General features: G+C 71.7%; 18 protein-coding genes and 1 pseudogene. 6 read left to right on the top strand and 13 right to left on the bottom strand.

What is annotated here, in order from left to right:
- Positions 1-497: 497 nt before the first annotated feature.
- The 3 genes from ACFYOP_RS28655 to ACFYOP_RS28645 form a co-directional block, all read right to left on the bottom strand.
- Positions 498-1241 carry an NAD(P)H-binding protein gene (locus tag ACFYOP_RS28655; protein WP_356897659.1) on the bottom strand — a complete coding sequence of 248 codons (744 nt, stop codon included), beginning with the start codon at positions 1239-1241 and terminating at the stop codon, positions 498-500.
- Between the two features lie 68 nt (positions 1242-1309).
- On the bottom strand, positions 1310-2548 hold the full coding sequence (locus ACFYOP_RS28650; RefSeq protein WP_388453300.1) for a helix-turn-helix domain-containing protein: 1239 nt from the start codon (positions 2546-2548) through the stop codon (positions 1310-1312).
- The gene (locus ACFYOP_RS28645; protein ID WP_356897658.1) at positions 2545-2865 is read right to left on the bottom strand and encodes an antibiotic biosynthesis monooxygenase; all 321 of its coding nucleotides are present in this window, start codon (positions 2863-2865) and stop codon (positions 2545-2547) included. The genes ACFYOP_RS28650 and ACFYOP_RS28645 overlap by 4 nt, the downstream gene beginning before the upstream one ends.
- A gap of 551 nt (positions 2866-3416) precedes the next feature.
- Here ACFYOP_RS28645 and ACFYOP_RS28640 point away from each other — a divergent pair.
- From ACFYOP_RS28640 to tgmC, 4 genes are all read left to right on the top strand, one after another.
- Complete coding sequence (locus tag ACFYOP_RS28640; protein WP_356897657.1) at positions 3417-3758, top strand: hypothetical protein; 342 nt, start codon at positions 3417-3419, stop codon at positions 3756-3758.
- A gap of 227 nt (positions 3759-3985) precedes the next feature.
- Positions 3986-4249, top strand: coding sequence for a putative ATP-grasp-modified RiPP (gene tgmA / locus ACFYOP_RS28635; RefSeq protein WP_356897656.1), 264 nt, complete (start codon positions 3986-3988; stop codon positions 4247-4249).
- A gap of 1 nt (position 4250) precedes the next feature.
- The gene (gene tgmB / locus ACFYOP_RS28630) at positions 4251-5219 is read left to right on the top strand and encodes an ATP-grasp ribosomal peptide maturase (RefSeq protein WP_356897655.1); all 969 of its coding nucleotides are present in this window, start codon (positions 4251-4253) and stop codon (positions 5217-5219) included.
- On the top strand, positions 5212-6369 hold the full coding sequence (gene tgmC, locus ACFYOP_RS28625; RefSeq protein WP_356897654.1) for an ATP-grasp peptide maturase system methyltransferase: 1158 nt from the start codon (positions 5212-5214) through the stop codon (positions 6367-6369). Before tgmB ends, tgmC begins: the two co-directional genes overlap by 8 nt.
- 129 nt (positions 6370-6498) lie before the next feature.
- Here tgmC and ACFYOP_RS28620 read toward each other — a convergent pair whose 3' ends face one another.
- Positions 6499-7785: a geranylgeranyl reductase family protein gene (locus ACFYOP_RS28620; RefSeq protein WP_356897653.1), complete on the bottom strand. Its 1287-nt coding sequence runs from the start codon at positions 7783-7785 to the stop codon at positions 6499-6501.
- Positions 7786-7907: 122 nt separating this feature from the next.
- Between ACFYOP_RS28620 and ACFYOP_RS28615 the strand changes: the two genes are divergently transcribed.
- On the top strand, positions 7908-8435 hold the full coding sequence (locus ACFYOP_RS28615; RefSeq protein ID WP_356897652.1) for a GNAT family N-acetyltransferase: 528 nt from the start codon (positions 7908-7910) through the stop codon (positions 8433-8435).
- Between the two features lie 57 nt (positions 8436-8492).
- Here the strand turns inward: ACFYOP_RS28615 and ACFYOP_RS28610 are convergent, their stop codons facing one another.
- The 8 genes and pseudogenes from ACFYOP_RS28610 to ACFYOP_RS28575 all read right to left on the bottom strand — a co-directional run bounded on the left by ACFYOP_RS28610 (position 8493) and on the right by ACFYOP_RS28575 (position 17511).
- Complete coding sequence (locus ACFYOP_RS28610) at positions 8493-10730, bottom strand: hypothetical protein (protein WP_356897698.1); 2238 nt, start codon at positions 10728-10730, stop codon at positions 8493-8495.
- 126 nt (positions 10731-10856) lie between these two features.
- A pseudogene (locus ACFYOP_RS28605) lies at positions 10857-10925 on the bottom strand (zinc-ribbon domain-containing protein); the annotation flags it as partial.
- Between the two features lie 183 nt (positions 10926-11108).
- Positions 11109-12020, bottom strand: a complete 912-nt coding sequence (locus ACFYOP_RS28600) for a glutaminase (protein ID WP_356897694.1) — start codon at positions 12018-12020, stop codon at positions 11109-11111.
- A 30-nt stretch (positions 12021-12050) separates the two neighbouring features.
- Positions 12051-12746, bottom strand: coding sequence for a demethylmenaquinone methyltransferase (locus ACFYOP_RS28595; RefSeq protein WP_356897651.1), 696 nt, complete (start codon positions 12744-12746; stop codon positions 12051-12053).
- A gap of 188 nt (positions 12747-12934) precedes the next feature.
- Positions 12935-13534, bottom strand: a complete 600-nt coding sequence (locus tag ACFYOP_RS28590; RefSeq protein ID WP_356897650.1) for a hypothetical protein — start codon at positions 13532-13534, stop codon at positions 12935-12937.
- Between the two features lie 7 nt (positions 13535-13541).
- A complete protein-coding gene (gene mqnC, locus ACFYOP_RS28585) occupies positions 13542-14741 on the bottom strand; it encodes a cyclic dehypoxanthinyl futalosine synthase (protein WP_356897649.1) in 1200 nt (399 codons plus the stop codon).
- 75 nt (positions 14742-14816) lie between these two features.
- Entirely contained in the window at positions 14817-16583 is a 1767-nt protein-coding gene (locus ACFYOP_RS28580) for a protein kinase (RefSeq protein ID WP_356897648.1), read from the bottom strand.
- A 52-nt stretch (positions 16584-16635) separates the two neighbouring features.
- Positions 16636-17511 (bottom strand): menaquinone biosynthesis protein, encoded by an 876-nt coding sequence (locus tag ACFYOP_RS28575; RefSeq protein ID WP_356897647.1) that lies wholly within the window; start codon positions 17509-17511, stop codon positions 16636-16638.
- Between the two features lie 294 nt (positions 17512-17805).
- On the opposite strand from ACFYOP_RS28575, the gene ACFYOP_RS28570 reads away from it, so the two are divergent.
- The gene (locus ACFYOP_RS28570; RefSeq protein WP_003967102.1) at positions 17806-18009 is read left to right on the top strand and encodes a cold-shock protein; all 204 of its coding nucleotides are present in this window, start codon (positions 17806-17808) and stop codon (positions 18007-18009) included.
- A 121-nt stretch (positions 18010-18130) separates the two neighbouring features.
- Here the strand turns inward: ACFYOP_RS28570 and ACFYOP_RS28565 are convergent, their stop codons facing one another.
- Positions 18131-20053 (bottom strand): AMP-binding protein, encoded by a 1923-nt coding sequence (locus tag ACFYOP_RS28565; protein ID WP_356897646.1) that lies wholly within the window; start codon positions 20051-20053, stop codon positions 18131-18133.
- Between the last annotated feature and the right edge of the window lie 138 nt (positions 20054-20191).

The raw sequence follows: 20191 nt of genomic DNA, 5'->3' as shown, positions 1-20191 counted from the left end.
TGGGAGCCTCCCGATGCCCTGCGCCGTCCACCGCCGCGCAGCCGCCCTGTGCGCCGGCGCGGTGGGGCTGCTGCTCACCGGGTGCGGGGGCCCGGGGTCCGACGGCTCCTCCGCCGCCAAGCCCTCTGCGGCCCCGTCACCGCTGCCGTCCCCCTCTCCACCGGTGTCCAGCGCCCCGGCGCTGCCGGAGCCGGCCGGCGGCACGGACCCGGCGGCCTGCGCGGACGGCCGCTGCGAGGTGGCGGTACGGGCCGGGGACACGATCGCCTTCACCGGCGACGAGGTCGCGCTGAAGAGCTTCACCGTGGTCCGCGTGGCCGGCAACGCGCTGACCCACAAGGCGACCGGCCCCCGGACACACCTTCAGCGGCAGCATGAGCGCCTCGGGCACCTCGGTCGTCAACGGCCTGAAGGCCAAGATCGTCGCCGTCGACGGCGACCGGGCCGTCATCCGCATGTCCTGACCGAGCGGCCACGCCGTCGCGCCGGCCCTCCGGTCACGTCCCGCGCTCCCGCAGCCAGTCCTGGAACGTCTGCGTGCCCCGCGGGCCCGGGCCGCCGGGGAGCTGGGCCCCGGACGCCATCGCGCGGCCCGCGCGGCCGGGCAGGGGGACGGGGAGCACCAGGCGGCGTTCCCCGCGCAGCGGAAGGACGCGGCGGACCATGTCGAGGAGCAGTTCCTCGCGCGGACCGGCCAGTTCGGGGGCCATGCCCCGGGGCGGGCCCTCCGCGACGGCGACGAGGGCGCGGGCGACCTCACGGACGGCGACCGGCTGGGTGCGCATGCGCGGGACGAGGGCGAACGGGCCCGGCATCTGGTCGAGCACCTGGTCCGCGAACTCGTGGAACTGCGTGGCCCGCAGGACCGTCCACGGCACCGGACCGGCGGCCACGGCGCGCTCCTGGGCGAGCTTGCCCTGGTAGTAGCCGTGGCCGACGCGCTCGAGGCCGACGATCGACAGCACGATGTGGTGCCGTACGCCCGCCCGTTCCCCGGCGGCGAGCAGGTTGCGCGTCTCGGCCTCGAAGAAGGCCACGGCCTTGGCGCGGCTGACGGTCGACACGTTGGCGGTGTCGATCACCGCTTCCGCGCCCGCCAGTGCCTCGTCCAGCCCGCTGCCCGTCGTGACGTCCACGCCCGCCGAGCGGGCGAGCACGACGGGCTCGTGCCCCGCCGCCCGCAACTCCTCGACGACGTGCCGCCCCGCCGTCCCCGTACCGCCCGCTACCGCCACCCGCATGTCAGCTCTCCTCGGGGTTGGTTCCACGGGCGAAACTACCCCCGGATTGCCGATGGCAGGCAGTAGCGTCAGCCCATTGCGTCCGACCGCTCCGCCAGGCCACGTAGCTCCGCCGAGGCGCCACGGCCGGCCGTCATCATCAGGTCGCGTACGACACCGCGCACCCCCAGGTGATTGCGGACGACGTCGGGGGCCAGTGCCTCGGCCCTCAGCAGGGCGTCCAGCGCCTCTCCTGCACGGCGGCGCTGCGCGTGGGCACGCCCGACGTCCATGAGCAGCCGAGCCTGCCGCTCCGCAGACAGTCCCCCGGCATCCACCCCTTCGGCAAGGTCGAGGGCTTCTCCGGCGTCCCCGAGCTCCACCGCAGTGGAGACGGCCTGGACCTCGACATTGGTAGGTCCGAATTCGAGGTTGAAGTCGTTCCTCTCCTCCCCGATCCGCTGGGCCACAGCTCGCGCCTTGCCGATCTGCTCACGGGCAGAAGTCCGCTCTCCGGCACGTGCGTGCACCAGCGCCAACGCCAGATGGAGCGATCCGAGTACGGACAGCTCTTCGGCAGGTGCCGTGTCCGCCCCGGCATGCCGCTCCAAGGTGTTGATCGCCGAGGCTGCGGCGTGCTCCGCCTGATCGAGGTGCTGCAAGCGCACGAAGGCATGGACGAGCCGGAAGATCCCGACGCCGACCCCGAGCGCGTCGCCCGCACTTTCCGCTGCGCGGATCGCCCGATCCGCAGCCACCCACGCCGCATCCGCCTCGTTCTGCCGGACGAACGCCGCGGCAAGCGCCTGGTACGCGCGAGAGAGCAGTCGACATGCCTCCGTCCGGTCCGGAGGCGGCACCGTTCTCGACGCCCGCTCCAGTCGAGGCACCAGCACCCCCAGCGCATTGCTCAGTTCGGCAAAGTGGCCGCTATGGGTCAACGACCACACGCGGTCGACTTCCGCACGCAGTTCCGGGAGTGCGTCTGCGGTCGCGCCCCGTACGGGTGTGAGCAGAACGTCCAGAGCCGGGTGGCCCGAGATCACGAGCCGGGCCTGATCCAGGTCGTTGAGCGCGGCCGGTTCCGGGCTCGCCAACCGGGATGCCTCTGGAGCCTCCGGTTGCAGCACTTGCAGCGCCACCCCGAGGCCGTCCGCCAGCAACCGGAGCACATCGAGACGGTTCACCGGCTGAATGCCGCGCTCGACCTGTGACACCCAGCTGGCCGTTCTCCCGATCGCTGCGGCCAACTCGCCTTGGGTCAGGCCTTTCTGGCGCCTGAGCTCCGCGACTCGTGGGCCGAAGTCGGACCTCTCTTGCGTGATCACGGCTGCGGGGGCACCTTCCCGGCAACGGCATTCAGGAACGTCACGTCGATGCCGGCCAAGAACGTTTCACGTTCGGCGAGAAAGCGCCTGACGTGCGGCTGCGCTTCATGCTCCTCGAAGGCGGCCCGGTCCGTATACAGCTCGTAGAAGACACGGACCAGCGGTTCTCCGTCCGGGACATGACTGACGTACACCAGCGTGCCCGGCTCCAGCTCTCTGATGCCCTCCAGCGTTCGAACACACAGTTCGTCAAAGGCTGTTGCCGCATCGTCACCCTTCAGCATGAAGCGGACGACCAGACCGAATCCCTCACTCACAAGCACCCCTTCCGATGGCACTCAGTCTGTCACTCACACTCTCCCGTAGCGAGTCACAGAAACCCTTAACTCGCAGGCAATCTATGAGTATGCTGGTGATCGCGGAGTCGCCCAGAGTGATCAAGACGTCCGCGCCGATCGCCATGCGTCCGAAACGACGGACCCCCGCGACCGCTGACACGGCCCGGGGGCATGGCCCACCTGAGAAAGCAGGTTGACGTGCCGCACTGTATCGCCCTTCTCCTGACGCTCCTCCTCGCGGCGCTACTGCCGCCCAGCGGCCGGCACCGAGGCAGCGCACGGCTGCAGCTCACTGCGACCCACCCACGGGGGGCCGCGGTGCCGCGGCCAGTGGAACGACGACGGATCTGCACCCTCCTCCGGGGCGAGGATTGCCGCCTCGTACGCTCCTACGCGCTCACGGCAGCCGGACTGCACCGTCATCAGTCGACCCAGCAGCCGCAGCGGCGCCGGTGCCGGCCCCTACCGTCGACGGCTCATGGGAGCGGCATCACTTCCCGGCATGTCCATGGAATGGAGGTGGCCGCGTAGTGCGACCCGCAGAGAACCGGACGACACGACTGCTCCCCTGGACCGGCCCCGAGGGGAAACCCTGCTATCTCCTTACCGACGATCGGGGCGGCCCCGTCTCCCGCGTCGCCGACAACGTCGAATCCGTACAGATCGGGATGGGCAACGAACTGCTTCTGCACGCGGACGCGTTACTGGCCGAACGCGGCACAGCGCCGGACGAACTGCGTTACCTGTCCGGTTGCCTCACCGAGTCGCTCCGGGATGTCCTTCGTATCGCCGAGAGCCGCGGGGCCCGGCTCGGAGGACCGGGCGGCACGGTCGGGGCCGACGAGGCGGCCACTGAGACGCCCTTCCAGTGATCTGGCGAGGCAGTCCCTCTCCGGAAGCAGTTCCCTCGCCGCGCTGGCGGCGCCCATGGCGACCATCCGGGTCAGGGTCGCACCAGAACTCCCGCATCGGGGCTCGGCTCGTCGGCGCTCCCCGGCGCGGGGCCACCGCCTCGGCGCAGCCTTGTCGCCGAGCCGAGGAGGGCGCACCGTATGGCAACTCAGAGCATGTGACCGTTGATCAGAGATCAGGAGACTCGATGACCACCGCAGTAGCACCGTGGGGGACCAGGCGCTTGGCGCTGTACCCCACCATCACCGAAGTGCCGTACGTCCGAACGGAGATCGACGCGGACACTCAGACGACCTGCTACGTCGACGCGAACGGCAAGCGTGTCGAGCTGGGTGGGCACGGCACCGGAACGGCAACGGCCAACCAGACCTCGACGTCGTCCGACGGCGGGGGCCCCAACCCGCCCCCGCCCGCCGACTCCGACCTCACCGACGACAGCGACTCGGACTGACATGACCCACGCACCGGTCCTCGTCGTCACCGCGCTCGGTGACATCACGGCGGATCTGGTGATGGGCGAGCTTTACGGCCGGGGTGTCCCGGCCGTACGGCTCGACCCCGCCGCCGACTTCCCGAACACCGCCGCCATGAGCGCTCGGATCGAGCGAGGCACCTTCACCGGGAATCTCACCACCTCGACTCGGCACATCGACCTGTCGGGCGTCCGCTCCGTCTACTGGCGCCGCCCGAGCCCCTTCAGCGACCCGCGGGCGGCCGAGACTCCCGAGCGGCGGTTCGGGCTCGAACAATCGCGTCGCGGCTACACAGGCACACTGACCGCGCTTCCCGGGGCCTTACACGTCAACCACCCCGCACGGAACCGTGACGCCGAGAACAAGGCGCTCCAGCTCGCCACCGCCGCCCGCCTGGGGTTCACGCTCCCCGACACCCTGATCACAAATGTGCCGGCGGATGCCCGGAGGTTCGCGGCCGACCACGGGCCCGTGATCTACAAGCCCGTTCACCGCGTACACCTCGCCTGCGCGGACGGACGGAACCGAACTGTCTGGGTGCGCGCCGTCCAAGCTGACGAGTTCGACGACTCGATAGCACTGTGCCCGCATCTCTTCCAAGCCTGCGTGCCGAAGATCGCCGACATCCGCCTCGCCGCCGTTGGGAATCACACATTCGCGACCCGGATCGACACCGATGGCGATCACCTCGATTGGCGCCAAGACCAAAGCCTGATCACCTGCTCCCCGATCCCGGTCCCCTGTTCAGTTCGCAAGGCCGTACACGCCTTCCTTCATGCGTTCGGGCTCAGCTTCGGCGCTTTCGACTTCGCCCTCGACTCAGACGGCCGATGGTGGTTCCTCGAATGCAACCCGAACGGACAGTGGGCGTTCGTCGACGAACCCACGACCCGTGCCATCGCGAGCGCACTTGCCGACACCCTCCAGAAGGGCGCCCCGCATGACTGACAACGCCGCCGCCCTACGGCGCCAACTCGTCGAACAGCTCGTCGAAAACGGCGTGCTGCACGACCCCGAGGTGCGACGGGCGGCTGAGACCGTACCCCGCGAGATGTTCCTCGGCCCCGCGATCTACAAGCCGAGCAGCCCCCCGGGCGTCACGGTCTGGACCCCAACGCGCCGCGACGACACCCCGAGCGACGAATGGCTGCGCCTCACCTATCAAGATCAGACGTGGGTGACGCAGCTCGACGGCGTGCTCGCCGAGGACGCCGTCGGCCCCGTGACCGGAGGTAGCCCGACCTCGTCCTCGACCCTGCCAAGCGTCATTCTCTGGATGATCGAGCAGGCGGGCGTCGCCCGGGGAAAGCGCGTACTGATCATCGGCGCCGGAACGGGCCTCTCGACCGCCTACGTGTGCGAGGTGGCCGGCGAGGACAACGTGACCGCGATCGAGACCGACGCCGCCGCGGCAGAACGCGCCCGGAAGGCCCTCGACGAGGCCGGCTACGTCCCGACGCTCATCACGGCCGACGGCCTGCGCGGCTACCCCGACCGGGCCCCCTACGACATCGTGATCGCGTTCTGCTCGATGCGACACGTCCCCTACAGCCTGCTACAGCAGGTCAAGGCCGGCGGAACCCTGCTCGTCACCCTCGCCGGATGGGGAGTCGCACACGGCCTCGTTCGCCTCACGGTCCAGGCGATCAGCGTCGCAGAAGGCCGCTTCCTGCCCGGATACACCTCGTTCATGATCGCCCGTTCCCACGATCGGCCGCCGCACGGACCGCTCGAGCTGCTGCCCGGGGATGAACGCCCGAGCCGGGTCGACCCGGCCCTGCTCGACGACTGGACCGGTCGCTTCGTCGCACAGCTCGCCGCGCCCTCGGCCGAGCGCCTCGGCGCGGGAACCGGGCAGATCCTGCTTGACGTTGCCACGGGGTCGCAGGCTCGCACGCGGGTGGCCGAGGGCAACGACGGATGGACCGTGATCCAGCGCGGCCCGCTCAAGCTGTGGAACGCCGTCGAGGACTCGGTGGCACTCTGGCAGGCTCACGGCTCGCCTCACCTGTCCGGGTTCGGAGTGACTGTCACCGCCGACACCCAACGGGTTTGGCTCGGCGCTCCGGACGGCCCGAGCTGGACCCTGCCCACCTAGGGCCTCTGGCTCCGCCCGCCGCGCAAGTAGGCGCTCGTCGGGCGGAGTCATGTCTACGGAGCAAAGGGCATTGCGCCGTAGACACGGACAGCCGAGGTCAGCAGGCCACGGAGGATCAGGCTTGAGTGATCACGAACGCGGGGCGACCTTGGACAGGCCGTTGATGATGCGGTCCATCGCGTCGCCGCCCGTCGGGTCGGTCAGGTTGGCCAGCATCTTCAGCGTGAACTTCATCAGCACCGGGTGGGTCAGACCGCGCTGGGTCGCGATCTTCATGACCTTCGGGTTGCCGATCAGCTTCACGAAGGCGCGGCCCAGCGTGTAGTAGCCGCCGTAGGTGTCCTTGAGGACCTTCGGGTAGCGGTGCAGGGCCATCTCGCGCTGGGCCGGGGTCTGCCGGGCCTGGGCCTGGACGATGACGTCGGCCGCGATCTGGCCGGACTCCATCGCGTAGGCGATGCCCTCGCCGTTGAACGGGTTGACCAGGCCGCCCGCGTCGCCGACCAGCAGCAGACCGCGGGTGTAGTGCGGCTGGCGGTTGAAGGCCATCGGCAGGGCCGCCCCGCGGATCGGGCCGGTCATGTTCTCCTCGGTGTAGCCCCAGTCCTCGGGCATCGACGCGCACCAGGCCTTGAGGACCTCGCGCCAGTCCAGCTCCTTGAAGGAGGCGGAGGTGTTGAGGACGCCGAGGCCGACGTTGGACGTGCCGTCGCCCATGCCGAAGATCCAGCCGTAGCCGGGCAGCAGCCGGTCCTCGCCCGGTCCGCGCCGGTCCCACAGCTCCAGCCACGACTCGAGGTAGTCGTCCTCGTGGCGCGGCGAGGTGAAGTACGTCCGGACCGCGACGCCCATCGGACGGTCCTCGCGGCGGTGCAGACCCATGGCGAGCGAGATCCGGGAGGAGTTGCCGTCGGCGGCGACGACGAGCGGGGCGCGGAAGGTGACCGGGGTCTTCTCCTCGCCGAGCTTGGCGTGCACCCCCGTGATCCGGCCGGTGCGGTCGTCGATGACCGGCGCGCCGACGTTGCACCGCTCGTACAGCCGCGCGCCCGCCTTCTGCGCCTGCCGGGCCAGTTGCTCGTCGAAGTCGTCGCGCTTGCGGACCAGACCGTAGTCCGGGTACGAGGCGAGATCCGGCCAGTCGAGCTGGAGCCGCACCCCGCCGCCGATGATCCGCAGGCCCTTGTTCCGCAGCCAGCCGGCCTCTTCCGAGATGTCGATGCCCATGGCGACCAGCTGCTTGGTCGCGCGCGGGGTGAGGCCGTCGCCGCAGACCTTCTCGCGCGGGAACGCGGTCTTCTCCAGCAGCAGCACGTCCAGTCCGGCCTTCGCCAGGTGGTACGCGGTCGTGGAGCCGGCCGGGCCCGCCCCGACGACGATCACATCGGCAGTGTGCTCGGTGAGGGCTTCGGTCACGGCGGCTTCTCCCGAAGATTCGATGGGGCTTTGTCGATATCGCGTACCGAACGGCACAGGACAGGTGCAGTCTTGTGCAGTCTAAGGTGGCGTACCGATCTACCGACCGAAGGGCTCCGTCTATGACCAGCAGGCCGCTCCCCGTCATACAGCTGCGGGTCCCCACGGACGAGGACGCCGTCGCCTGGCACCGGGCCTTCGACGACCCGGACGTGATGGAGTTCCACGGTGGGAAAGCGGCCGAACTGTCCGTCTACGAGGAGCTCACGGCGCGCCAGCGCCGGCACGACGCCGAGCACGGGTTCTGCCTCTGGACGATGCTCGACGAGAGCGGCCGGGTCATCGGCTTCACCGGCGCCCAGCCGTGGCCGCACGAGAACTTCGGCCCCGTCGGCGAGATAGAGATCGGCTGGCGGCTGGCGCGCTCCGCGTGGGGCAAGGGGTACGCGACCGTGGCCGCCCGCACCACGCTGGAGCGGGTACGGGCGGCCGGGGTGGAGCGGGTCGTGGCGATGGTCGACGCCCGCAACGAGCGTTCCATCGCCGTGACGCGGCGGCTGGGCATGGAGCTCGCGGAGACGTTCACGACCCCGACGTCCCAGCAGCAGGGCTTCTGCTTCCGGTTGGAGCTGGGCCCCGCCCGGCCGTGACCGGCAGGGCGGCCCTGGACCGCCGGCCGAACCCGAACCGCCGGCGGCCCTCCTGACTCAGCCGAGCTCGAACGTGCTGACCGCGGTGGAGAACACCGTGTCCCTGGCCGGGTCCCAGCGGTCGGCGCGGACGGCGGCGAGGATCGCGTACTCGGTGCCGTCGGCGGCGACGAACGCCTGGTCGATCACATGGCGCCGCAGGGGGCTCTCTTCGGGCTCGGGGATGTGGGTGAACTCCCAGATCGCGCCCGGCCGTCCCTGGTAGGTGTTCTCCTCCAGCCGGACCCGTTCGTAGTCGCTCGCGGTGTTCGCCAGGTGCCTCTTCTCCAGGCCGGTGAAGTTCTCGTAGCTGGTCATCGGCGTGTTCCTGACGATCCCGACCTGGATGTACGCGCCGCCGGTGGGGGCCTCGTAGAAGATCTGGCTGCCGGTCTGGCGGCGGGACCAGCCGTCCATCACGCCGATGGTGAACCCGGCCGGGTCCTGCTTCAGCACGAATCCGGGCGGGAGCGCGGCGTCGGCGCCGGCCGTTCCCGACGCGCCGGCGGACGGCTCCGCGGACGGGGTGGTGGGCGCCGCCGAGGGCGGCGGGGTCGGCGAGGGTGAGGCGGACGCCTTGGCATCGGCGCCGGGCGTCCCGGCGGTCTCGATCGACGGGCCGGCCCGGTCGTCCCTGTCCTGGAGCATCAGCACGCCCGCGGTCGCGCCGCCGCCGACGACGAACGCCGCGGTGAGCGTGGCCGTCCACACCATGACGCGCCGCTTGCGGCCCCCGTCGGCGGCGGGCTCGTCGTAAGCGCCGGGAAGCCGGGGCTGCGGTGCGTACGGCGCGGGTACGTGGGCCGCGGCGCCGCCGTCCACAGTGGTGGGCGTCGGTACGGCGCCGGGCCCGCCGGCCGGGGGCGCGGGCGTGGCCGGCAGCGGCGCGGTCCCGGCGGAAGCCGCCGGGGCCTGCGCGGGGGCCGCTGTTGCGGGGCCGTAGGGGGCCGTGGGGCCCTGGCCGGGGGCGGGCCGGACCGGCGGGGGCGGAGCGTGCCCCGTGTCCCGAGCCGCCGAGCCGCCGCCCGCGAGGCGCAGCAGCACCGGGGCCACCAGCAGCGAGGCGCCCACCCACAGCAGACCGAACAGCAACGCGTCCGGAACGCTCGGCGCCACCTCGGTCCTGCCCAGGGCGCCGAAGTCGCCGAAGGCGCCCGCCAGATCGGAGGTGATTCCGCTGAAGCCGGTGAACACCAGGATCAGCCCCAGCGCGAACGCCCCGGCGAGCACCTGTTCGCGCCGGTCGGCCGAGCGGCGGGCGGCCCAGAGGCCGATGGCCAGCGCGCTCACGACGCCCAGCGCCACCACGCCGGTCACGGCGCCGCCGCCCCACTCGTCGCCGATCTCGCCGAGTCCGACGGTGCCGCGCTCCATGGCGGAGCCGCCCCAGCCGGCGCTGCCCCGGAAGCTGTACTCCACGGGCACGCCCCAGCTCAGCCCGAGGACCGCGAAGCCGATGTTGGGCAGGATCGGCAGGGCGAGGAGCAGCGCCGTCCCGTCGACGTCCTCGGTGTTCGCGTAGACGACGAAGCCGACCAGCGAGCACAGCGCGACCACCGCGCACACCGCGCCGCTCGCCGTGCCCAGTGCGCGCACCGCCGACCCGGCGGCCGGCCGCTCGGCGAGCCGCGCCGCCAACCGGTCGCGCTGCAGCACCCCCGCCGTCACCACGAAGGTGATCACCAGCGTGCCGAGCGCGGCGAGCACGGGCGACGACGACACCTCCACGCCCAGGACCTCCGGCTGTGCGAACAGGCCGAGGACCAGCACCACGCCCGTGACGAGCACGGAGACACGGACCGCCGCCTCCAGACCCTCACCGCGGCGGCGCAGCATCCGGGCCGCCAGCCAGAGCGCCCCGATCAGCAGCGCCGTCACCGTCAGCGGTACGAGCGAGAACGACGCGGCGCCCTGCACGACGTCGTCCGATCCGGAGGAACCGAAGCCGGAGCCGGAACCGTACGAGTCGCCGAAGCGGGAGTAGGAGCCGTCGGAGCCGTCCGGGCCGTACTGCGACGGTCCGGACGCCTTCAGTTCGAAGTCGCCGCCGACGCCCTGGAGCAGCAGGGCCAGCGCGATGCGGAGCCGGTCGCTCCAGCCGACGACGACCTCGTCGTCCTGCCCGTACGAGGGAACGGCCAGCGCGATCGCGAGCCCGAGCAGCAGCCCGGCCGGCCAGAGCGCGGCCTTGGCGGCCGGCAGCCAGTCGCCCCGGAAGGCCCGGCCGAGGAAGGCGCCGAGGGGCGACGGCTGCACGGGGCCGGGCCCGTACCCGGGCGGTGGCGGAGCGGCCGGAGGCGGGGGTGCGGCCGGAGGAGCCGCCGGAGCCGCTGCCGGTGGCGGTGGCGGTGGCGCGGTCGGTACTTCGGGCACCCGCTCCTTCCCGCATTTCATGCAGAAGCGCGCCTCATCCGGGGATGGGGTGCCGCAGTGCTGGCAGTACGACGCCATGGGGAGACTCCGAAACGGCAGACAGGGGCGGGAAGATGGAGTTCAGGAGCAAGGGCGGAGGGGAGCGGGGGCGGGAGCGGGCGGACCGGCACGGCTGTGTGCGGTCGTAGACGACTGACTCATCTTCACCCCCGGCCGGTTCCCGTCAACTCGGCTCGGGCACAGGGGAAATGGCCGGCCGGCTCAGAACACGGAGAGGCCGGTCAGCGTCGTGAAGCGGTCCAGCGCCGCCATGCCCGCCACCGAATTGCCGCGCGCGTCCAGCCCCGGGCTCCAGACGCACAGGGTGCACCGCCCCGGCACGACCGCGACGATCCCGCCGCCCACCCCGCTCTTGCCGGGCAGCCCGACCCGGTAGGCGAACTCGCCGGCCGCGTCGTACGTCCCGCAGGTCAGCATCACGGCGTTGATCTGCTTGGCCTCGCTGCGGGTGAGCAGCCGCGAGCCGTCGGCGCGCAGCCCGTGGCGGGCCAGGAAGCGCGCGGCCAGGGTCAGATCGGCGCAGCTCATCTCGATCGAGCACTGCCAGAAGTAGTGGTCGAGCAGCGTCGGTACCGGGTTCGCGATGTTGCCGTACGAGGCCATGAAGTGGGCGAGCGCGGCATTGCGGTCGCCGTGCGCCGACTCCGACTCGGCGACCTCGGGGTCGAAGGCCAGCTCCGGGTTGCCGCTCTCCTGCCGCAGGAACTCCAGCAGTTCGCTGCTCGCGTCGCCGGTGAGCGTCTGCAGCCGGTCGGTGACGACGAGGGCACCCGCGTTGATGAACGGATTGCGGGGGACGCCGTTCTCATACTCCAGCTGCACCAGGGAGTTGAAGGGGTTGCCGGAGGGCTCGCGGCCGACGCGCTCCCACAGGGTGTCGTCGCCCTCGGCCAGGGCGAGCGCGAGCGCGAACACCTTGGTGATGGACTGCACGGAGAAGGGCTGCTCCCAGTCCCCCACCCCGTACACCTTGCCGCTCACGTCGGCGACGGCCATGCCGAAGCGCCGCGGGTCGACGCCCGCGAGCGCCGGGATGTACTCGGCGGGTGTGCCGCTGCCGATCAGCGGGGCGACGTCCTCGGCGATCTGCTCCAGAACCGCCTGGTAGTCCACGGCGATTCCGTGAAGTTCCATGCCCGCTGCCTACCGGGGCTTGGTGCCGCGGTGCATCGCCACGATGCCGCCGGACAGGTTGCGCCACGCGACCCTGGACCAGCCGGCCTGCTGGAGGCGCCGCGCCAGCGCGGGCTGGTCGGGCCAGCTCTGGATCGACTCGGCGAGGTACACGTACGCGTCCGGGTTCGAGGAGACCGCGCGGGCCACGGGCGGCAGCGCCCGCATCAGGTACTCCTCGTAGACGGTCCGGAACGGCGCCCACGTCGGGTGCGAGAACTCGCAGATCACGACGCGCCCGCCCGGCTTGGTGACCCGGTGCAGCTCGCGCAGGGCCGTGTCCGTGTCCTGCACGTTGCGCAGCCCGAAGGAGATCGTCACGGCGTCGAAGACGTCGTCGGCGAACGGCAGCTTCGTCGCGTCGCCCGCGGTGAGCGGCAGCCAGGGGTTGCGCTGCTTGCCCTCGCGCAGCATCCCGAGGGAGAAGTCGCAGGGCACGACGTACGCGCCGGTGGCGGTGAACGGCAGGGACGAGGTGCCGGTGCCCGCCGCCAGGTCGAGGACCTTCTCCGCGGGACGGGCGTCGACGGCCCTGGCGACCTCCCTGCGCCAGCGGCGGTCCTGGCCGAGCGAGAGCACGTCGTTGGTGAGGTCGTAGTTCGCCGCCACGTCGTCGAACATCGAGGCGACTTCGTGCGGCTGCTTTTCCAGGGAGGCTCGGGTCACGGTCCCATTGTGCAACCCGGCCCGCTCCCGGACGGACCAGGGTGCGGCCCCGCCGCGCCGAACCTGCCGCCGTGCCCGCTGCCGTATGAACGCGCACGCAACCTTTTCCGCCCGCCGGCGCTCAGGGAAAGGATGGCAGCGGGGAACGGACGATCATCACCAGCGACGTGTCATGGGCGGTGCGCCCGCTACCGGCTCCGGTGGACCAACCGCCCTTCGATGACGGTGGCCACGCAGGTCGACGCGCCGCGCCGGACCAGTTCGGCCCGGTCCGCCACGTCGAACACGGCGAACCGGGCGGGGCCGCCCGGAGTCGGTCCGGGCAACAGGACGAGCGGCACCGGGGAGAACGACGGCGGTCCCGGCAGTCCCGGGGGCCGTCCGCCCACCACGAGCCCGGCCCGGCGCACCGCGTCCAGGGCGGGCCTGCTGCGCAGTTCGCCCGCGATCGCGACCGTTCCGTGCGCCAGCATCCGCTGTACGCCCCGGCGCGCGCTCGCGCCCCGGCGTGACGGGTCGACCCGGAAGAGGGCCTGCGCGCGCTCTCCGGTGACCGGCTCTGTGCCGTACCGGTCGGCCTCGCGCGGGTCGGGGTGGTAGGCGGCTTCGAGCAGCTCGGGTCCGTACGGGTTGAGCAGCCCCGGGGTGAGGATGCCGGGCCACCGCCGTACCCGTGCCTGCGGGCGGACCGCGGCCAGGTCCTCGTACGGGCCGACGGCGGCGATGGTCGCGCCGTCGACCAGTACGGCGAGTTCCGGTGAGGCCTCCGCGACGTGGATCGTCAGCACGGCCGCGTCAGTTCGCGGGGAGCAGCTTCAGCTCCGGGTGAGCCGTGCCGCCCTCGATCGCCGTGGAGGAGATGTGCGAGGCGACCCGCTCGTCGACGGGGTCGTCCGCCGGGTCGTCGTGCACCACGATGTGCTCGTACGTCGTGGTCCGCTGCGCGGGCACGCGGCCCGACTTGCGGATCAGGTCGATGATCTCCATGCGGTTGGACCGGTGCTTGGCGCCCGCCGAGGAGACGACGTTCTCCTCCAGCATGATCGAGCCGAGGTCGTCCGCGCCGTAGTGCAGCGACAGCTGGCCGACCTCCTTGCCCGTGGTGAGCCAGGAGCCCTGGATGTGCGCGACGTTGTCGAGGAAGAGCCGCGCGATGGCGATCATGCGCAGGTACTCGAAGAGCGTGGCGTGCGTACGGCCCTTGAGGTGGTTGTTCTCCGGCTGGTACGTGTACGGGATGAAGGCGCGGAAGCCGCCCGTGCGGTCCTGCACGTCGCGGATCATCCGCAGGTGCTCGATGCGCTCGGCGTTCGTCTCGCCGGTGCCCATCAGCATCGTGGAGGTGGACTCGACCCCCAGTCCGTGCGCGATCTCCATGATCTCCAGCCACCGCTCGCCCGATTCCTTGAGCGGGGCGATCGCCTTGCGCGGCCGCTCGGGCAGCAGCTCGGCGCCCGCGCCGGCGAAGGAGTCCAGGCCGGCGGCGTGGATACGGGAGACCGCCTCCTCGACGGAGACCCCGGAGATCCTGGCCATGTGCTCCACCTCGGACGCGCCGAGTGAGTGGATCACCAGCTGCGGGAACTCCTTCTTGATCGCCGCGAAGTGCTCCTCGTAGTACTCCACCCCGTAGTCGGGGTGGTGGCCGCCCTGGAACATGATCTGCGTGCCGCCGAGCTCCACGGTCTCCGCGCAGCGGCGCAGGATGTCGTCGAGGTCGCGGGTCCAGCCCTTGGCGGTGTCCTTCGGCGCTGCGTAGAAGGCGCAGAACTTGCAGGCCGTGACGCACACGTTGGTGTAGTTGATGTTGCGCTCGATGATGTACGTCGCGATGTGCTCGCTGCCCGCGTACCGCCGGCGGCGCACGGCGTCGGCCGCCGCGCCGAGGGCGTGCAGCGGAGCGGAGCGGTAGAGCTCGAGCGCTTCCTCTGCCGTGATCCGGCCGCCTTCGGCGGCACGGTCCAGGACGGGCTGAAGATCGGCCTTCTCGGTCACCGGGCGTCACCCTTCGGCGGTTTTCTGCTGATTCCACGGACCGGGCCAGGCTACGCCACCGCCCTGGCCGGCCCGTCAGCCGGGCTTCTTCGTGAGAGTGGCGGTCGGGCGGCCCGCGGCGTCCTCGTGCGACTGGTAGCGCAGCGTCCCGTCGCCGGCGAGCGTGAGGTCCAGGACCGCGTCGCCGCCGGTGCACTGGCCCTGCGAGGGCCGTTCGGTGTCCGTACGTTCCTCGATCCGCAGCTTCCGGGTGGTGCTGCCGGCGGCGAGTCTGCCGACGCCGTGGCACTCGACGGTCACGCTCAGCACGGAGAGCGAGGTGGTCGTGCGGACGACGTCCTCACCCTTCTTCCCTTCGGTGACCGTGACGGTGACCGTGCCGTGCGGCAGGCCCGTCCGTTCGGTCGCCGGCCCGGTCCAGGTGCCGACGAACTCCCTGGGCACCTCGTCGACCGGCTGGGCGGCGCCGGCGGCCGGCGGTGACTTCGAGGCCGACGCGGAGGGCGGGGGCTGCGCCCCGACGTTTCCCTTGTCCGCGTCGCCGCCGCCGCGCCAGGTGTTGAGGAGGAGCCCGGCGCCGACCGTGACGGCGGCGAGAGCCCCCGCGATGGTCAGCGCGAGGGTGCAGCTGACCGTCCGGCCGCCGCCGACGGAGAACGCGAGGCCGCCGGCGGAGGGCCGGGTCGGATCGGAGGGCTGTGCGGGACCGGCGGGCTGTGCCGGATTCGGCGGCCGCGGACCGGGCTGCGGCCCCCATGCGGTCGGGGGCTCCCCCGGCGTACCGGGGTCGACCGGCGGTCCGAAGACGCCGATGGCGGGACTGCTGAAGTCCACGGGCCCCGACGCACCCGGCTCGACACCCGACGCGGGCGCCGGTACCGGTCCGGTCGGCTCGGGCGGCGACAGCGGCAAGGAATCCAGATGCAGCAGCTCCACGGCCGCGCGGCTGATCTGCTCGACCAGCGGCCCCGGCAGCCACCCGGCCGACCCGGCTGCTCCCGCCGATCCCTGCGGTCCCGCCGATTCCTCCGCTTCCGCCGATTCCGCCGCCAGCCGGTCCGCGACCTCGTCGGGGCCGGGCCGGGCGGCCGGGTCCTTCGTCAGGCACGCGGCCACCAGATCCCGCAGGTCGCCGTCCAGCGCGCCCAGTTCGGGTTCCTCGTGCACCACCATGTAGAGCAGCGCGGCGGAGGAGTCGCCGGGGAAGGGGGCGGCGCCGGTCGCCGCGTACGCGAGGACCGCGCCGAGCGAGAAGACGTCGGCGGCCCCGGTGACGCCCTTGCCGAGGATCTGCTCGGGGGCCATGTAGCCCGGCGATCCGACGGACACGCCGGTGGAGGTGAGGGACGCGGTGCCGTCCGTGGCGCGGGCGATCCCGAAGTCGATCAGCCGCGGCCCCTCCAGGGTCAGCAGCACGTTGGACGGTTTCACGTCCCGGTGCACGAGCCCCAGCGCGTGCACGGCGGTGAGCGCCCTCGCCAGGCCGAAGCCGAGCACGCGGACCGACGCGTCGGGCAGCGGGCCGTGTTCGGTGACCGCCTGGGAGAGGGAGGGGCCCGCGACGTAGCCGGTCGCGACCCACGGCACGGGCGCGTCCGGGTCGGCGTCCAGGACGGGCGCGGTCCATTCCACGCCGACCCGCCGCGCCGCCTCCACCTCGCGCCGGAACCTGGCCCGGAACTCGTCGTCGAGCGCGAAGTGCGGGTGAACGACCTTGACGGCGACGGTCCGCCCGCCGGCGCTGCGGCCCAGATAGACGCGTCCCATCCCGCCCGCGCCGAGCCTGCCCAGCAACCGGTACGCGCCGATGCTGCGCGGCTCTCCCGGATCCAGCGGCTGCATCCGCACTCCCCCGTTCGGCCCCCTGCGCACGTCGGGCCTCAGCCTAGGGGGTTCACTCGCCGAGGAGTTCGACCTTCACGTCCGCCGGGAAGCCGGTCGTCGGGCCCGTCCTGCGGGCGAACTCCCTCACGCCCTCGAGCTGGTCCGGGCCGAAACGGAAGTCCAGTGTCGTGAAGTACCGTTCCAGCAGTTCCGCGTCGAAGGCCTCCCAGCGCGCCGCCTGCTCCGCGACCTTGCCGACCTCTTCGAGGGACAGGTCCCGCGAGGCGAGGAACGCCTCGTGGACCTTGCGGACCACGCCCGGTTCGCGTGCCAGGTAATCCTTGCGCGCCGCCCACACGGCGAAGACGAACGGCAGCCCCGTCCACTCCTTCCACATCTGGCCGAGGTCGTGCACCCGCAGACCGAGCCGGGGGGCGTCGTGGAGGGACGCCCGCAGCGCGGCGTCGCCGATGAGGACGGCGGCGTCGGCCTCCAGCATCATCACGCCGAGGTCCGGCGGGCACGTGTAGTAGTCGGGGGTGACCTTGTACTGCTCGGCGAGCAGGAGCTGGGCCAGCCGTACGGAGGTGCGGGAGGTGGAGCCGAGTGCGACGCGCGCCCCGTCGAGCTGCTCCAGCGGGAGCTGCGAGACGATCACGCAGGACATCACCGGGCCGTCGCAGCCGACGGCGAGGTCGGGAAAGGCGACGAGTTCATCGGCATTCCGCAGGAATTCCACCAGCGTGACGGGCGAGATGTCGAGTTCCCCGCGCACCAGCCGCTCGCTGAGCTTCTCCGGCGTGTCCTTCGTCAGTTCGAGATCGAGGAGAGTTCCGGTCCTGGCGAGCCCCCAGTAAAGGGGGAGGCAGTTCAGGAACTGGATGTGCCCGACGCGCGGCCTGCTGCGAAGGGGGTCGGTTGCTGTGCTTTCTCCAAGACTGTCCACATCGTGAGGCTAGACCCGCCCCCCTCCCGCGCCGCCGCCGGGTGGCCGCGACGCTCCGGCGCGCCCCGTCCGAGCTGGGCTTCGTCAGCCCGGACGGGCGTGATCAAACGTTCGGGTGACGTGATCTTTCCCTCTACCGCTGCGCACACGCTGCGTGCTAGGCTCGACGCAAGTTGCAGTTTGGTTTCCCTTGCAGTACAGAGCCTGCGGAGCATGTAACCCGCAGGCTTTTGTAGTTTTCAGACTTCTTGCAGGTTCTGGAGCAGGGCAACCCTTTGGCCCATAGGAGGGCTTATGGCTACCGGAACCGTCAAGTGGTTCAACGCTGAAAAGGGCTTCGGCTTCATCGCCCAGGACGGCGGCGGCCCGGATGTCTTCGTCCACTACTCCGCGATCAACGCGTCCGGGTTCCGCTCCCTCGAGGAGAACCAGGTCGTGAACTTCGACGTCACCCAGGGCCCGAAGGGCCCGCAGGCGGAGAACGTCACCCCGGCCTAGTCAGCCGGGGTCGGCGATCGCGCACGACTGAGCAGTACCCAAGGAGCCTCGCCCCGTACGGTCGTACGGGGCGAGGCTCCTGCCTTTGGGCGCGCCCGCGACAGGACTGCCGCTGGCGGGCTCAGCCGCGCCGGCCGTCGTAGAGCGACTCGATCTCCGCCGCGAAGTCCCGGGCGATCGCCGCGCGCTTGAGCTTCAGCGACGGGGTCAGATGCCCGCTCTCCTCGGTGAAGTCGGCGGCCAGCACCGTGAAGCGGCGGATGGACTCGGCCCGTGAGACCAGCCGGTTCGCCTCGTCCACCGCGCGCTGCAGCGCCTCCAGGAGTTCCTCGTCCCGCACCAGGTCGGCCAGGGGCAGATCCGGCTTCCTCTTCATCCGCCGCCAGTGGTCGAGCCCGTCCTCCTCGAGGGTCAACAGGGCCGTGATGTACGGGCGGTCGTCGCCGACGACCATGCACTGGGCGACCAGCGGGTGGGCACGCAGCCAGTCCTCCAGCGGGGCGGGCGCGACGTTCTTGCCGCCGGAGGTGATGATGATGTCCTTCTTGCGGCCGGTGATCGTCAGATAGCCGTCGTCGTCGAGCGCCCCGAGGTCACCGGTCGGCAGCCAGCCCTCCGCGTCCGTCAGTGGGACGGCCGTGCCGCTCCCGGCGTCCCAGTAGCCGCCGCAGACCTGGCCGCCGCGCAGCAGCACCTCGCCGTCGTCGGCGATGCGCACCGCGGTGCCGGGCATCGGCCAGCCGACCGTGCCGAGCCGGGGGCGCAGCGGCGGGGTGACCGTGGAGGCGGCGGTGGTCTCGGTGAGGCCGTACCCCTCGAAGACCTCGATGCCGGCGCCCGCGTAGAAGGAGGCGAGCCGGCGGCCGAGCGGTGAGCCGCCGCAGATCGCGTACCGCACCTTGCCGCCGAGGGCCGCGCGGATCCGGCGGTAGACCAGCGGGTCGTACAGTGCGCGCGCCGCCCTGAGGCCGAGCGACGGGCCCCGTCCGACGCCGTGCTCCGCCGCCTCGACGGCCTGCCCGTACCGCTGCGCGATCTTCGCGGCGCGGTCGAAGGACGCGGCCCTGCCCATCTTCTCCGCGGTGGCCCGGCCGGTGTTGAAGACCTTCTCCAGCACATACGGGATGGCCAGCAGGAACGTCGGCCGGAAGCCCGCCAGGTCCGCGAGCAGGTCCTCGGTCCGGATGGACGGGGCGTGCCCGAGCCGGACGCGCGCCCGCAGACAGCCGATGGCGACCATGCGCCCGAAGACGTGCGACAGGGGCAGGAAGAGGAGGGTGGAGGCGGGCTCCTTGCTGACCGACTTGAAGACGGGGTGCAGGAGTTCGATCGCGTTGTCGACCTCGGCGAAGAAGTTGGCGTGGGTGAGCACGCAGCCCTTGGGGCGGCCGGTGGTGCCCGAGGTGTAGATCAGGGTCGCGACGGAGTCGGGCGAGAGGGACGCCCGGCGGGCGGTGACGACCGCGTCCGGGACACGGGCCTCCTCGCCGGCCTTCCGGAGCCGGGCGATGCCCCCGGTGTCGAATCCCCACAGATGGACCAGACCGGGCAGTTGTCTGCGCTCGTGGCTGATCAGCCTGGCCTGCTCGGCGCTCTCGACGGCGCAGGCGACGGCCCCGGAGTTCTCGAGGATCCAGCGCGCCTGGAAGGCGGACGACGTCGGATAGACGGGGACGGTGACGAGTCCGGCGGCCCAGGCGGCGAAGTCGAGGAGCGTCCACTCGTACGTCGTACGGGACATGATCGCGATCCGGTCGCCCGGCTCGAGCCCCTCGGCGATCAGGCCCTTGGCCACGGCGAGGACGTCCTCGGCGAACCGCGCCGCGGTCACGTCCTGCCAGGCCCCGTCGGCGTCCTTGCGACTGAGGACCGCGTCGTCGGGGGCCTCGCGGGCGTTGCGGAAGGGGATGTCGGCGAGGGAGCCGCCGGTGACGGGCGGCACCAGCGCCGGCACGGACACCTCCCTGACCACACCGTTCACCAGCTTCTTGTGCGGCTCCACCGGCGCGGGCGCCCCGGCGGGGAGTACCAGATCGGCTGACACGTGCGGCTCCTCGTGACGGTTCCGGATGTGGCGGGCGGAGGTGGGGCGGCGCTCAGGCGCCTTCGGGGATCGCGGCGCGGCGAGACGTCGTCGGCAGCATCTCGACCAGCTCCTGACTCCTGAGTAACCTTACTGAGG

This window comes from Streptomyces sp. NPDC006294 (assembly GCF_042870895.1).
Classification (GTDB): domain Bacteria; phylum Actinomycetota; class Actinomycetes; order Streptomycetales; family Streptomycetaceae; genus Streptomyces.
The sequence above is the reverse complement of the archived record's forward strand: the minus strand, read 5'-3'. Positions and strand labels throughout refer to the sequence as shown.

Excerpts from the sequence above, each read along its gene's own strand:
- ACFYOP_RS28615 (WP_356897652.1), top strand. The coding sequence starts at position 7,908 with ATGACCAGCAGGCCGCTCCCCGTCATACAGCTGCGGGTCCCCACGGAC.
- tgmA (WP_356897656.1), top strand. The coding sequence starts at position 3,986 with ATGACCACCGCAGTAGCACCGTGGGGGACCAGGCGCTTGGCGCTGTAC.
- tgmB (WP_356897655.1), top strand. The coding sequence starts at position 4,251 with ATGACCCACGCACCGGTCCTCGTCGTCACCGCGCTCGGTGACATCACG.
- tgmC (WP_356897654.1), top strand. The coding sequence starts at position 5,212 with ATGACTGACAACGCCGCCGCCCTACGGCGCCAACTCGTCGAACAGCTC.
- ACFYOP_RS28570 (WP_003967102.1), top strand. The coding sequence starts at position 17,806 with ATGGCTACCGGAACCGTCAAGTGGTTCAACGCTGAAAAGGGCTTCGGC.
- ACFYOP_RS28655 (WP_356897659.1), bottom strand. The coding sequence starts at position 1,241 with ATGCGGGTGGCGGTAGCGGGCGGTACGGGGACGGCGGGGCGGCACGTC.
- ACFYOP_RS28580 (WP_356897648.1), bottom strand. The coding sequence starts at position 16,583 with ATGCAGCCGCTGGATCCGGGAGAGCCGCGCAGCATCGGCGCGTACCGG.